We start from the raw sequence: 263 nt of genomic DNA, 5'->3' as shown, positions 1-263 counted from the left end.
GCGCAACACTGACGGCTCGGACGGTTCCATACGACTCGCCAAGAAGATAAAGCGGACTCCCCCAGCGCCCGTAGCGGGTAACCCACAACCGGATGAGTTCGCTGACCAGTTCGACGTCTTTACTCCAGCCGTGCCAGTCGTTGGGATCGTGTCCGTCAACGACGCGGGAGTACCCCGTCGACATGGCGTCCATAATGACGAGGTCTGTCTCGCGCAGCAGAGTGTGCTCGTTGTCGATGAGGTGGAAGGGCGGGGTAGCAGGT

General features: G+C 60.8%; 1 pseudogene. It reads right to left on the bottom strand.

The annotated features are described in order from the left end of the window. Positions 1 to 263 (bottom strand): annotated as a pseudogene (locus QCD68_RS17240) (peptidase S10); the annotation flags it as partial.

Source organism: Curtobacterium sp. PsM8, assembly GCF_030433875.1.
Taxonomy (GTDB): domain Bacteria; phylum Actinomycetota; class Actinomycetes; order Actinomycetales; family Microbacteriaceae; genus Curtobacterium.
This window is presented reverse-complemented; position numbering and strand designations above follow the sequence as displayed.